The organism is Blastococcus sp. SYSU D00868 (assembly GCF_054050575.1).
In genome coordinates, this window is sequence record NZ_JBJGZO010000043.1 from 1 (window position 1) to 12,941 (window position 12,941).

General features: G+C 75.2%; 12 protein-coding genes. 5 read left to right on the forward strand and 7 right to left on the reverse strand.

Features of this window, described 5'->3' with window-relative positions:
- Positions 1-60 precede the first annotated feature (60 nt).
- Entirely contained in the window at positions 61-1,026 is a 966-nt protein-coding gene (locus ACI79F_RS22915; RefSeq protein ID WP_456578952.1) for an MFS transporter, read from the forward strand.
- An 11-nt stretch (positions 1,027-1,037) separates the two neighbouring features.
- On the opposite strand, the gene ACI79F_RS22920 is transcribed toward ACI79F_RS22915, so the two are convergent.
- The 6 genes from ACI79F_RS22920 to ACI79F_RS22945 form a co-directional block, all read right to left on the reverse strand.
- Positions 1,038-1,931 carry a hypothetical protein gene (locus ACI79F_RS22920; protein ID WP_456547193.1) on the reverse strand — a complete coding sequence of 298 codons (894 nt, stop codon included), beginning with the start codon at positions 1,929-1,931 and terminating at the stop codon, positions 1,038-1,040.
- Between the two features lie 13 nt (positions 1,932-1,944).
- Positions 1,945-3,036 carry a pyridoxal-phosphate-dependent aminotransferase family protein gene (locus ACI79F_RS22925; RefSeq protein ID WP_456547194.1) on the reverse strand — a complete coding sequence of 364 codons (1,092 nt, stop codon included), beginning with the start codon at positions 3,034-3,036 and terminating at the stop codon, positions 1,945-1,947.
- A 169-nt stretch (positions 3,037-3,205) separates the two neighbouring features.
- Positions 3,206-4,984: an aspartate--tRNA ligase gene (gene aspS, locus ACI79F_RS22930; protein WP_456547195.1), complete on the reverse strand. Its 1,779-nt coding sequence runs from the start codon at positions 4,982-4,984 to the stop codon at positions 3,206-3,208.
- Positions 4,985-5,014: 30 nt separating this feature from the next.
- Complete coding sequence (locus tag ACI79F_RS22935) at positions 5,015-5,995, reverse strand: aldo/keto reductase (RefSeq protein ID WP_456547239.1); 981 nt, start codon at positions 5,993-5,995, stop codon at positions 5,015-5,017.
- 2 nt (positions 5,996-5,997) lie between these two features.
- Positions 5,998-7,263, reverse strand: coding sequence for a histidine--tRNA ligase (gene hisS, locus ACI79F_RS22940; protein ID WP_456547196.1), 1,266 nt, complete (start codon positions 7,261-7,263; stop codon positions 5,998-6,000).
- Between the two features lie 73 nt (positions 7,264-7,336).
- On the reverse strand, positions 7,337-8,035 hold the full coding sequence (locus ACI79F_RS22945) for an MBL fold metallo-hydrolase (protein WP_456547197.1): 699 nt from the start codon (positions 8,033-8,035) through the stop codon (positions 7,337-7,339).
- A gap of 188 nt (positions 8,036-8,223) precedes the next feature.
- Between ACI79F_RS22945 and ACI79F_RS22950 the strand changes: the two genes are divergently transcribed.
- Genes ACI79F_RS22950 through ACI79F_RS22965 form a run of 4 tightly spaced genes read left to right on the forward strand, consistent with a single transcriptional unit; the run spans position 8,224 to position 10,386 of the window.
- Complete coding sequence (locus ACI79F_RS22950) at positions 8,224-9,063, forward strand: peptidylprolyl isomerase (protein ID WP_456547198.1); 840 nt, start codon at positions 8,224-8,226, stop codon at positions 9,061-9,063.
- Entirely contained in the window at positions 9,060-9,353 is a 294-nt protein-coding gene (locus ACI79F_RS22955; RefSeq protein ID WP_456547199.1) for a hypothetical protein, read from the forward strand. The genes ACI79F_RS22950 and ACI79F_RS22955 overlap by 4 nt, the downstream gene beginning before the upstream one ends.
- A 44-nt stretch (positions 9,354-9,397) precedes the next feature.
- Positions 9,398-9,805 carry a peptidylprolyl isomerase gene (locus ACI79F_RS22960; RefSeq protein WP_456547200.1) on the forward strand — a complete coding sequence of 136 codons (408 nt, stop codon included), beginning with the start codon at positions 9,398-9,400 and terminating at the stop codon, positions 9,803-9,805.
- Positions 9,802-10,386, forward strand: coding sequence for a DUF3105 domain-containing protein (locus tag ACI79F_RS22965; protein WP_456547201.1), 585 nt, complete (start codon positions 9,802-9,804; stop codon positions 10,384-10,386). The genes ACI79F_RS22960 and ACI79F_RS22965 overlap by 4 nt, the downstream gene beginning before the upstream one ends.
- Positions 10,387-10,429: 43 nt before the next feature.
- Here the strand turns inward: ACI79F_RS22965 and ACI79F_RS22970 are convergent, their stop codons facing one another.
- Entirely contained in the window at positions 10,430-12,889 is a 2,460-nt protein-coding gene (locus ACI79F_RS22970; protein WP_456547202.1) for a RelA/SpoT family protein, read from the reverse strand.
- Between the last annotated feature and the right edge of the window lie 52 nt (positions 12,890-12,941).

Genomic DNA, 12,941 nt, shown 5'->3' on the forward strand with positions numbered 1-12,941 from the left:
GTGTTGCTATACCTCTACTGGCAGCTGCTTTAGTGGGTGCCGGGCGGGGTGGGGGTCATCATGCTGGGCGCCGTCGGGGTGGTCCTGGCGCCGTCCCCGCCGCGCGCGCGGCGCCGGTTCGACCTGCGCGGCGCCGTCCTGCTGTCGGGCTGCCTCACCACGCTGCTGCTGGCCCTGTCCAAGGGCGGGCACTGGGGGTGGACCAGCGCGGCGACCCTGGGGTGCGCCGCCGCGGGCGCCGTCCTGCTGGCGGTGTGGGTGCCGGTGCAGCTGCGCACGGCCGCACCCCTGGTGGACCTGCGCGTGGCCGCCCGGCCGCGGGTGCTGCTGGTGAACGTCGCCTCGGTGTTCACCGGGTTCGCGATGTTCGCCAACATGCTGGTGACCACCCAGGTGCTGCAGCTGCCGGTGGCCACCGGGGGGCTCGGCCTGACGACGCTGCAGGCCGGGTTGGCGATGGCCCCCACCGCGCTGGCCTTCGGGTTGATGGCGCCGGTCGCGGCGGCCGTGATCCGCCGCATCGGGCCGGTCGTCGCGCTGGTCGCCGGCGCGCTGGGCATGGCCGCGGCCTACGCGGCCCGGTACTTCCTCAGCGCCGAGGTGTGGCAGGTCGTCGTCGGCTCGCTGCTGGTGAGCCTGGGGACGTCGGTGGCCTACGCGGCGATGCCGACGCTGATCATGCGCTCGGTGCCGGTCTCCGAGACGGCGTCGGCCAACGGGCTGAACACGCTGCTGCGCTCGATCGGCACGTCCGTAGCCAGCGCCGCCACGGCCGCGGTCGTGACCGCGGGGGCGAGCGTCGTCGGCGGGGTCGTCGTCGCCGACCCCGCCGCGCTGCTGGCGGTCTTCTGGCTGGCCGCGGCCGCCTCGGTCGCCGCGGCCTGCGCCGCCCTGCCGCTGGTCCGGCTGGGCGCGGGCGGCGACGACGCGGGCGCGGCGGACGGCGAGGAGCCGGTGGCCCCGGACCTGACCGTGGCCGCGGCGGCGGCCGGCGAGAACGTCCCCGCGGCGGCCGTCCGGCGCTGAGGCCGGGCGGGTCAGCCCGCGGCCGCCGGACGCGGCCGCGCCACCAGCGCCGCCGAGAGGGCGAGCGCGGTGACGAGCGCCGCGATCCACGGGGTCAGGTCGCGCACGGCCGGGTCGGCCGCCAGGCCGAACACCTGCCAGGCGCCGGAGAGCGAGTCCAGCAGCGTGCCGGGCAGGCCCGCCCCGGGGCGCAGCAGCGGCTCGAGCCAGACCACGGCGGCCAGCGCCGGGCCGGTGAGCCAGGCGAGGGCGACCACCGGCGGCCACCACAGCAGCCGCAGCGGCGGGCGCACCGCGACGGCGACGAGGGCCCCGGCGAGCACCGCGGCCCCGGCCCAGGACGACGCCTCCCCCGGCGAGCCGCCGAGCGCGGCGACCACCCCGGACAGCCAGGACGGCGCCAGCCCGGCCAGCGCGCCGAGCGCGGCCCCGAGCCCGGGCCGGCCGAGCAACGCGGACGAGCCCAGCAGCCACCCGACGACGGCGGCCCCCACGACGACCGCGGACAGGCCGGTCAGCACGACCGGCTCGGCCGCGAAGGACCCGGCACCGGCGGACCGCACGGCCGCCAGCGACTGCAGCAGCGTGACCGCCACCGCGAGCGCCACGCCGCCACCGGTCGCGGCCAGCCCCAGCGGCCGGGAGCGCGTCGCGCGGCCCAGCAGGCCGGCGCCGACGCCGCCCGTGCCGGCGCCGAGGACCAGCAGGCCCAGGGTCGACGCCGACAGCGGCAGGGCGGTCGCGCCGGCACCCGGTCCGCCGAGGCCGTCCAGCAGCCACCACAGGTGGCCGCCGGCCCACCAGACCAGGGCCGCGAGCGGCACCAGTGCCCAGGCGGGCAGCCGCCCGGCCTGCGCGGGGGCGGTCGCGGCGGGGACGACGGGGGACGCCGCCGGCGCGGTCACCGGCCCACCCGGCTCACCGGCCGAGGACCTCGCGCAGCGCGGCCAGCACCAGCGCCACCCGGTCGGGCCGGGCGTTGGCGCCCATCAGGCCGATCCGCCACACGGTCGCCGCGTGGGCGCCGACGCCGCCGCCGATCTCCAGGTCGTAGCGCTCCAGCAGCTCCGCCCGGACCTTCGCCGAGTCGGCGCCCTCGGGCACCCGCACCGTGGTCAGCTCGGGCAGCCGGTGCCCCTCGGCGGCGAACAGCTCCAGGCCCAGCTCGGCCAGCCCCTCGGCCAGCAGCCGGCCGGCCTCGGCGTGCCGGGCGTGGACGGCGTCCAGGCCCTCGTCGAGGATCCGGCCGAGCGCGGCGTGCAGCGACACGACCATGCCGGTGGGCGCGGTGTGGTGGTAGGTGCGCCCGCCGCTGCCGGCCGCCTCGCCGGCGTAGCCGCCGAGCATGCCGAGGTCGAGGTACCAGCTCTGCGGCTTCTCGATCCGCCGCTCCCAGGCCCGCTCGCCGATGGTGAACGGGGCGAGGCCGGGCGCGGTGCCCAGGCACTTCTGCGAGCCGGAGTAGGCGAGGTCGACGCCCCAGTCGTCCAGCCGCACCGGGATGCCGCCCAGGGAGGTGACGCAGTCGGCCAGCAGCAGCGCGTCGCCCTTGCCGGCGGCCAGCGGCTCGAGGTCGGACCGGACGCCGGTGGAGGTCTCGGCGTGGACCGCGGCGATCAGCTTGGGCGAGGGGTGGGCGGCCAGCACCCGCTCGGCGTCCACCGGCCGGCCCCACTCGTGGTCGACCCGCACGACCTCGGCGCCGCAGCGCGAGGCGACGTCCACCATCCGCTCGCCGAACAGGCCGTTGACGGCGACCACGACGACGTCCCCGGGGCCGACGGTGTTGACGAAGGCCGCCTCCATGCCCGCCGAGCCGGTCGCCGACAGCGGCAGGGTGCGCCGGTTGGCGGTGCCGAACAGCTGCCGCAGCCGGTCGGAGGTCTCGTCGAGGATCCCGAGGAAGACCGGGTCGAGGTGGCCGAGCAGCGGCTGCCCGAGGGCGACCGTGGCCTCCGGGTAGGGGTTGGACGGGCCGGGACCGAGCAGGGTGCGGGCGCGCAGCGGCATGGAGGCACTATGACACCGTCGGCCTGCCGGCCGACCCCGCGGCCAGGTGCCGTCCCCCGCGCCGCTGAGCCGCTGCCCGTGTCCCCGTCGGGAGGGCCTCCGGCCCCCCGCGACGGGTCCACCCCAGCTGTGAGCCGTCCCGGCTGACCCGGGACCGCTGTGGCCGGACTCAGCTCTTCGTCGGGTCCGTGGGGCCGGGGGCGCCGGGCTCGCCGGGCAGCGCGGGCTCCTCGGGCTTCGCGTCGATGCCGGCCTCCGTGCGCTGCGCCTCGGTGATCGGCGTGGGAGCGCCGGTCAGCGGGTCGAAGCCGGCGCCGGTCTTCGGGAACGCGATCACCTCGCGGATCGAGTCCACGCCGGCCAGCAGCGCGGTCAGCCGGTCCCAGCCCAGGGCCGCGCCGGCGTGCGGCGGCGGGCCGTAGGCGAAGGCCTCGAGGAAGAAGCCGAACCGCTCGCGGGCCTCCTCGCGGGACATGCCGAGGGTCTCGAACACCCGCTCCTGCAGGGCGGCGTCGTGGATACGCACCGACCCGCTCATCACCTCGTTGCCGTTGATCACCATGTCGTAGGCGTCGGACAGCGCGGCGCCCTTGTCCTCGGCGAAGCGGTCGCGCCACTCCGGCGTGGGCGAGGTGAACGGGTGGTGCATGAAGGTCCACTCCCCGTCCTCGGTCTCCTCGAACATCGGAAAGTCGACGACGAACAGGAACGACCAGGACCCGGGCTCGACGAGCTCCAGCCGCTTGGCGATCTCGTTGCGGGCGGCGCCGAGCAGCTCCTGGGAGGTGCGGCGGGCGCCGGCGGCGAAGAACACGCAGTCGCCCGGCTGCGCGCCGACCGCGGCGACCAGGCCCTCGCGCTCGGCGTCGGAGATGTTCTTCGCGACCGGCCCGCCGAGCGTGCCGTCCTCGCCGATCGTCACGTAGGCCAGGCCGCGGGAGCCGCGGGAGCGGGCCCAGTCCTGCCAGGCGTCGAACGCCCGCCGCGGCTGGGAGCCGCCGCCGGGCATGACGACCGCGCCGACGTAGGGCGCCTGGAAGACGCGGAACGGGGTGTCGGCGAAGAACTCGGTGAGCTCGGTCAGCTCGATGCCGAAGCGCAGGTCGGGCTTGTCGGAGCCGAACCGGTCCATCGCCTCGCGGTAGGTCATCCGCGGGATCTCGGGGACGTCGTAGGAGGCCAGCTCCCGCCACAGCGCGCGGACGACGTCCTCGGCGATGGCCAGGACGTCGTCCCGCTCGACGAAGCTCATCTCGAAGTCGAGCTGGGTGAACTCCGGCTGCCGGTCGGCGCGGAAGTCCTCGTCCCGGAAGCAGCGGGCGATCTGGTAGTACCGCTCCAGCCCGCCGATCATCAGCAGCTGCTTGAACAGCTGCGGCGACTGCGGCAGCGCGTACCACTTGCCCGGCTGCAGGCGCACCGGGACGACGAAGTCGCGGGCGCCCTCCGGCGTCGAGCGGGTCAGCGTCGGCGTCTCCACCTCGGTGAACCCGTGCCCGGCCATGACGCCCCGGGCGACGCGGTTGACCTCGCTGCGCAGCCGGATGATCCGGGCCGGGTCCTGGCGGCGCAGGTCCAGGTAGCGGAACCGGTAGCGGACGTCGTCGGAGGCCGCCGCGTCGGTCTCGATCGGGAACGGCAGCGGCGCGGCGGACGACAGCACCCGCAGCTCGCTCGCGACGACCTCGATCTCGCCGGTCGGCAGCTCGGGGTTCTCGTTGCCGGCGGGCCGCTGGCGCACCTCGCCGGTGACCAGGACGCAGTACTCGTTGCGGAGGGCGTGCGCCTCCTCCTCGCGGACGACGACCTGCACGTAGCCGGAGGCGTCGCGGACGTCGAGGAAGACCACGCCGCCGTGGTCGCGGCGGCGGGCGACCCAGCCGGCGAGGCTGACCTGCGAGCCGGCGTCGGAACCGCGGAGGGTGCCGGCGTCATGGGTGCGGAGCACGGGGGATCTCTCTCTGTGGGGGTTCGGGGGTTACCAGCGGTCGTGCACGTGCGCGCGGATGCGCTCGTCGTACACCCGCTCCAGGTCGGCGAGCTGGGCCTCGGTGAGCCGCGGCAGGTCCGCGGCGGCGACGTTGCCGCGCACCTGCTCGACGTTGCGCGCCCCGGGGATCACGGTCGTGACGCCGGGCTGGTCGATCACCCAGCGCAGGGCGAACGCGGCGGTGGGCGCGTCCCCGGCGATCTCGGCGACCTCCCGGGCCGCGGCGACGCCGACCTCGAAGGGCACGCCGGCGAAGGTCTCGCCGACGTCGAAGGCCTCGCCGTGGCGGTTGAAGTTCCGGTGGTCGTCGGCGGGGAACGTCGTCGACTCGTCGTACTTGCCGGTCAGCAGGCCGCTGGCCAGCGGGACGCGCGCCAGGATCCCGACCTCGGCGGCCTGCGCCGCGGGCAGCAGCTCCTCCAGCGGCTTGCGGCGGAAGACGTTGAGGATCACCTGGATCGTCGCGACGCCGGGGTGCTGCAGCGCCGTCAGCCCCTCGGCGACGGTCTCCACCGAGACGCCGTAGGCGGCGATCGACCCGTCGGCGACGAACCCGTCGAGGGTGTCGTAGACCCGCTGGTCGGAGTAGACGGCGGTCGGCGGGCAGTGCAGCTGCACCAGGTCGAGCGTCTCGACGCCGAGGGTGCGCCGGGAGCGGTCCACCCACGCGCGGAGGTTCTCCGGCGTGTACTGCTCGGCGGTGAACGGGTCGGCCCGCCGTCCGGCCTTGGTCGCGACGAACGGCCGGTCCGACCGCAGCACCAGCGCCCGGCGGATCCGCTCCTCCGAGCGGCCGTCGCCGTACACGTCGGCGGTGTCGAGCAGGGTCACCCCCGCGTCGAGCGCCGCCTCCAGCACCGCCTCGGCCGCCTCGTCGTCGACGTCGCCCCAGTCGCCGCCCAGCTGCCAGGTACCCAGTCCCACGACGCCGACCTCGGCGCCGGTCCGGCCCAGCGGCCGCTGCTCCATCGTCACTCCCCCACCGTCGCACGCTTCAGCGCGTCGAACAGATCGGCCACCGGGACGGCGGTCTGCTCGCCCGTCCGCAGGTCCTTGAGCTGGCCCACGCCCTCGGCCAGGTCGCGCTCGCCGATGACGACCGCGTGCGTGGCCCCCGAGCGGTCGGCGGCCTTCATCGCGCCCTTGAGCCCGCGGTCGCCGTAGACCGTGTCGGCCGCGATCCCGGCGGCACGCAGCTGCCCGACCAGCCGGACGGCGAGCCGCTTGGCCTCGGCACCCAACGGCACGACGAAGGCCTGCACGCCCGCGCTCTCCCCGATGTCGAGGCCCTCGGCCTGCACCGCGAGCAGCGTCCGGTCCACGCCGACGGCGTAGCCGATGCCGGAGACGTCCGGCCCACCCAGCGCCGCGGACAGCCCGTCGTAGCGGCCGCCGCCGCCGATCGCCGACTGCGCGCCGAGCCCGTTGTGCACGAACTCGAACGTCGTCTTCGTGTAGTAGTCCAGGCCGCGGACCAGCCGCGGGGCCTCGGTCCAGGTGACGCCGAGGTCGGTGAGGTGCTGGCGGACGGCGTCGTAGTGAGCCTTCGTGGAGTCCGAGAGGTGGTCGACCATCAGCGGCGCGTCGTCGAGCTGCGCCTGCACCTCGGGCCGCTTGTCGTCCAGCACCCGCAGCGGGTTGATCGCCGCGCGCCGGCGGGTCTCCTCGTCGAGGTCCAGCTTCTCCAGGTGGGCGACGAGCAGCTCCCGGTACTGCGGGCGGCAGGTCGCGTCGCCCAGCGAGGTCAGCAGCAGCTCGAAGTCGCGCAGCCCGAGGTCGCGGAACCCCTGCACGCCCAGCGCCACCACCTCGGCGTCCAGCGCCGGGTCGTCGACGCCGAGCGCCTCCATGTCGACCTGGGTGAAGTGCCGGTACCGGCCGGCCTGGGGTCGCTCGTAGCGGAAGGCCGAGCCGACGGTCCACAGCTTCACCGGCAGCGCGCCCTGCACGAGCCGGTGCTCGATGAAGGCCCGCATCAGCCCGGCGGTGAGCTCCGGGCGCAGCGTGAGCGAGCGGCCGCCGCGGTCGTCGAAGGTGTACATCTCCTTCGTCACGACGTCGGTGGACTCGCCCACCCCGCGGGAGAAGACGGCGGTCTCCTCGAACACCGGCGTCTCGACGTAGCCGTACCCGGCCCGCCGCAGCGGCGCGGTCAGCAGGTCGCGCACGGCCAGGAAGCGCGCGGACTCCGGCGGCAGCGTGTCGAAGGTGCCCTTCGGAGCCGTCAGTCCCGTCACGCGTCCTCCTCGCTGGCGCTCGTCGGTCGCGTGCCCGGGGGTGCTGTGCGCTCTGGTGAGCTCGCGAGCTCGCTCACAGCCCACGGCCCTTCGGCGCCGGGGCCGCCGTGTGCGCCGCGGCCTGGACCAGGTAGGGGTTGGTGGCCCGCTCCCGGCCGATGGTGGTCGGCCCGCCGTGCCCGGGCAGCACGATGGTCTCGTCGTCCATCGGCAGGACGACGTCGCGCAGCGAGGTCAGCATGGACTGCCAGGAGCCGCCGGGCAGGTCCACCCGCCCGACCGACCCCTCGAACAGCACGTCGCCGGCGAACAGGCCGGGCGCCTCGCCGAGGTCCAGGGAGAACACCACCGACCCCTCGGTGTGGCCGGGGGCGTGCCGGACGGTCAGCGAGACCCCGGCCAGGTCCAGCACCGCGCCGTCGTCCAGCGTGCGGACCTCCGACGGGTCGGGCAGCCGCGCGCCGGAGACCAGCCGGGCCAGCCGCGGGCCGAACCAGCGCGCGGGGTCGCTGAGCATCCCGTTGTCCAGCGGGTGCAGGTAGGCGGGGATGTCGTACCCCTCGCACACCGGGACGACGGAGAACGTGTGGTCGAGGTGGCCGTGGGTGAGCACGACGGCGACCGGCTTGAGCCCGTCCTCGGCGATGATCTGCGCCAGGGGCTCGACGGCCTCCATGCCGGGGTCGACGATCACGCACTCCTGGCCCCGCCCGGTGGCGACGGTGTAGCAGTTCGTGCCGAAGGCGCCTGCCGGGAACGAGCGGATGAGCACGCGTGCAGGTTACGCGGGGTGATCACCCCCCGTGCCGCGCTCCCCCGACCCGACCCGCCCCGCGCCGGGCAACCGGGGATCCCCAGCTCCGCCGCCTAGACTCGCGGACCGACCAGCGGGGCCCATCCGGGCCCGTCCCTGTCGCATGGGCCCCGCAGCAGCCGTCCCCCGTCGAGGAGTAGTCCCCCGTGCCGAGCAACAAGCAGCGCCGGCAGGCCGCCCAGCGCCACCTGCAGCGGCAGCTCGAGCGCCGCGCCGAGCTGGCCAGGAAGCGCCGCCGCAACCTGCTCATCACCGTGACCGTCGCCGCCGTCGTGCTGGTCGCCGGCGCGGTCTGGCTGGTCACCGGGCTCGGCGGGGACGACGACGACCCGACCGTGGCCGCCGACTCCTCCTCCTCGCCGGCCGCGGCCGCGGAGTCGCCGGTGGCGCCGGTGGTCAACCCCGACGGGACCGTCACCTGCGACTTCGCCCCCGACGGGTCCGGCACCGACGTCGGCATCCCCGCGGACGAGGCCGCCACCCCGGCGACCGGGACCTCCACGCTCGCCGTGACCACCTCGGCCGGCGACATGACCTTCACCCTGGACCGCGCCAAGGCCCCGTGCGCGGCGTCCAGCTTCACCCACCTGGCCTCGGTCGGCTTCTTCGACGGCAGCCCCTGCCACCGCGAGGTCAACCAGCCCACGTTCGGCGTCCTGCAGTGCGGCGACCCGACCGGCACGGGCCAGGGCGGGCCGGGCTACCGGTTCTACGAGGAGGTCACGCCGGAGACCACCTACCCGCGGGGCACCATCGCGATGGCGAACAGCGGCGCCCCCGGCTCGACCGGCAGCCAGTTCTTCCTGTGCTTCACCGACACCCAGCTGCCGCCGGACTACACCGCGGTGGGCACGGTCGACGAGGCCGGCCTGGCCGTGCTCGACCAGATCGCGGCGGCCGGCAACGACGGCTCCTTCGAGCCCTCGCCCGGCGGCGGCGCCCCGAACACCCCGGTGACGATCACCTCCGTGACGGTCGTGCAGTGACGCCTCGCGCGGCCGGCGCCCTCGCCGCCGCCCTGCTCGCGCTCGCCGGGTGCTCCACGGAGGTGGCGGGCTCGGCGTCGCCGGACGACCCGGACCCGTCCGGCTCACCGAGCGCCTCCGCGAGCGCCGACTCCGGCGCCACGCCGGGTCCCGGTGGCTCGACGGACGGGTCGACGGCCTCCTGCGACTGGCAGTCCGACGGGTCCGGCACGCCGGCCGGCACCCCGCCGGAGGAGGTGCCGGCCGAGGGCACCGCGACCGTCGTCCTGACCCTCGGCAGGGCGAGCTGACGCTCACCCTCGACCGCGCCGGGGCGCCCTGCGCGGCCGCCAGCATGGCGCACCTGGCCGACGCGGGCTTCTTCGACGGCAGCCCGTGCCACCGGCTGGTGGACCAGCCGTCCTTCGGCGTGCTGCAGTGCGGCGACCCCACCGGGACCGGCCGCGGCGGGCCGGGCTACCGGTTCGACGAGGAGGTCACCCCGAGCACCGCCTATCCGGCCGGGACCGTCGCCATGGCCAACAGCGGGCAGCCGGGCTCGACCGGCAGCCAGTTCTTCATCTGCTACGTCGACACGGCCCTGCCGCCGGACTACACGGTCGTCGGCTCCCTGGACGACGCCGGGCTCGCGGTCGTGCAGGACGTGGCGGCCGCCGGACACGACGGCAGCCTCGAGCCCAGCCCCGGCGGCGGCGCCCCGAACGAGCCGGTCGTCGTCGAGTCCGCCGAGGTGGTCGGGTGACCGCCCGCCGGTGCACCGCCCTGCTCGCCGGTGGGCTGCTGGCGCTGGCCGGGTGCACCAGCACCGTGGCCGGCGCCGCGTCGCCGGCCGGAGCCGGGTCCGCCGCGGAGCCGGTCACGCTCGAGTCGACCGAGGTGGCGGCCTACGCGGCCGGCCAGGAGCACGTCCGCACCGACGTCGACTACAGCGAGGACCCGCCGGTCGGCGGCCCGCACGACGGCGTCTGGGCCGACTGCACCGGCACCGTCTACGACGTGGCGATCCGCCCGGAGAACGCCGTCCACTCGCTGGAGCACGGCGCCGTCTGGGTCACCTACGACCCGGACCTGGCCGGCGAGGACGACGTCGCGGCGCTCGCCGACCTGGTCGAGGGCGGCTCGTACGTGATGCTCTCGCCCCACCCCGGCCTCGGGACCGTCGTCTCGGCGCAGGCGTGGAACCACGCGATCCGGCTGGACGACGCCGCCGACCCGCGGCTCGCGGAGTTCGTGGCGCTGCTGGCGGCCAACCCGGACACCACGCCGGAGGTCGGCGCCAGCTGCGAGAACCCGGCGTTCGCCGCCGACCCCGTGACGGCCTGACCGGCGACAGGGTCCTCCGACTGATCCCGGTGGAGCCGGCGGGTCAGGCGGTGACGCGCTCGACGTCGAAGACGCCGTCGACGTTGCGCACCGTCTGCAGCACCGCGCCCAGGTGCGCGGGGTCGGCCAGCTCGAAGGTGAACCGGCTGATCGCCACCCGGTCCCGGCTGGTCTGCACCGACGCCGACAGGATGTTGACCCGCTCGTCGGCCAGCGCCTTGGTGACGTCGGACAGCAGCCGGTGCCGGTCGAGCGCCTCGACCTGGATGGCCACCAGGAACACCGAGCCCGGCGCGCTGGCCCACTCGACCTCGACCAGCCGCTCGGGCTTGCTCTGCAGGTCCGCGGCGTTGGTGCAGTCGGTGCGGTGCACGCTGACGCCGCCGCCGCGGGTCACGAAGCCCAGCACGTCGTCCCCCGGCACCGGGGTGCAGCACTTGGCGAGCTTGGCCCAGACGTCGCTCATCCCGTGGACGACGATGCCCGGGTCGCCGCTACCGGGCCGCCGCGGCCGCGGCCGGGCGGTCGGGATGGCGGTCTCGGCGATGTCCTCGACCGCGCCCTCGGTGCCGCCGAGCGCCGCGATGAGCTTCTCCACCACCGACGACGCCGACAGGTGGTTCTCCCCCACCGCGGCGTACAGCGCGGTGACGTCGGCGTAGCGCAGGTCCTTGGCCAGCGTGGACAGCGCGTCGCCGCCGAGCAGCCGCTGCAGCGGCAGCCCCGCCTTGCGCATGGCGCGGGTCAGCGCCTCCTTGCCCGCCTCGACGGCGTCCTCGCGGCGCTCCTTGGTGAACCACTGGCGGATCTTGGTGCGCGCGCGGGAGGAGCCGACGAACGACAGCCAGTCCTTCGACGGGCCGGCGGTCGGCGACTTGGAGGTGAAGATCTCCACCACGTCGCCGTTGCTGAGCTTGCTGTCGAGGGAGACCAGGGCGCCGTTGACGCGGGCCCCGATGCACCGGTGCCCGACCTCGGTGTGCACGGCGTAGGCGAAGTCGACCGGGGTGGAGTCGCCGGGCAGGCTGACGACGTCGCCCTTGGGCGTGAAGACGAAGACCTCCTGCGGACCGAGGTCGTAGCGCAGGGTCTCCAGGAACTCGCCGGGCTCCTGGGCCTCCCGCTGCCAGTCCAGCAGCTGGCGCAGCCACAGCATGTCGTCGGCCGAGCCGGCCTTCGAGGCCGCTGAGGCACCGGCCACGGGCCTGCCGCCGCTCTTGGCCTTCTCCTTGTACTTCCAGTGCGCCGCGATGCCGTACTCGGCGGTGCGGTGCATGTCGTGCGTGCGGATCTGCAGCTCGACCGGCTTGCCCTGCGGGCCGATCACCGTCGTGTGCAGCGACTGGTACATGTTGAACTTCGGCATCGCGACGAAGTCCTTGAACCGCCCGGGCACCGGCTGCCAGTGGGCGTGCATGATGCCCAGCGCGGCGTAGCAGTCGCGGACGGAGTCGACCAGGATCCGGATGCCGACCAGGTCCCAGATGTCGGTGAAGTCCCGGCCGCGGACGATCATCTTCTGGTAGATCGAGTAGTAGTGCTTGGGCCGGCCGGTGACCACGGCCTCGATGCCCGCGGCCTTGAGCTGCTCGGTGACCGACGCGGTGACCTCGGCCAGGTAGGTGTCCCGGGACGGCGCCCGCTCGGCCACCAGCCGCACGATCTCGTCGTACCGCTTCGGGTACAGCGTGGCGAACGCGAGGTCCTCGAGCTCCCACTTGATCGTGTTCATGCCCAGCCGGTGCGCGAGCGGGGCGAGGATCTCCAGCGTCTCGCGCGCCTTCTTCTCCTGCTTCTCGGGCGGGAGGAAGCGCAGCGTGCGCATGTTGTGCAGCCGGTCGGCCAGCTTGATGACCAGCACCCGGGGGTCGCGGGACATCGCGACGATCATCTTGCGGATCGTCTCGGCCTGGGCCGCGTCACCGAGCTTGACCTTGTCGATCTTCGTGACGCCGTCGACCAGGTGCGCGACCTCGGGGCCGAAGTCGCGGGTGATGGACTCCAGCGTCACGCCGGTGTCCTCGACGGTGTCGTGCAGCAGCGCCGCGATCAGCGTCGTCGTGTCCATGCCGAGGCCGGCGAGGATGGTCGACACGGCCAGCGGGTGGGTGATGTAGGGGTCGCCGCTCTTGCGCTTCTGGGTGGCGTGCGCGGCCTCGGCGACGTCGTAGGCGCGCTGCAGCAGCGCCAGGTCGGCCTTGGGGTGGCTCTGCCGGTGCAGCGCGGCCAGCGGCTCCAGCACCGGCCGGACGACGGTGCTGCGCTGGCCGGCGACGATCCGGCGGGCCAGCCGGTCCCGGACGCGGCGGCGCGGCGTGCCGGGGTCGTTCTCGGCGGGCGGCTCGGAGCCCACGTCGTCCGGCCGGCGCACCGCCGGCCGGGTCGGCAGCGGGGCCCGCTCCACCGGCCGCTCGTCCGGCGGCGCCCCCGCGGGGAGCGCGGCGGGAGCGGCGGCCCCCGGGCGCCCGGCAGCCACGTTGGTGGCGGCTGCGTCGGGTGCCACGGCGACTCCTGCGGGTTCGAGGAGGGACGACCCCCATCATGCTAGCCGGGTC

Coding starts and splice junctions, on each gene's coding strand:
- ACI79F_RS22915 (WP_456578952.1), top strand. CDS start 61: ATGCTGGGCGCCGTCGGGGTGGTCCTGGCGCCGTCCCCGCCGCGCGCG.
- ACI79F_RS22960 (WP_456547200.1), top strand. CDS start 9,398: ATGGCGCACCTGGCCGACGCGGGCTTCTTCGACGGCAGCCCGTGCCAC.
- ACI79F_RS22935 (WP_456547239.1), bottom strand. CDS start 5,995: ATGGAGCAGCGGCCGCTGGGCCGGACCGGCGCCGAGGTCGGCGTCGTG.
- ACI79F_RS22925 (WP_456547194.1), bottom strand. CDS start 3,036: ATGCCGCTGCGCGCCCGCACCCTGCTCGGTCCCGGCCCGTCCAACCCC.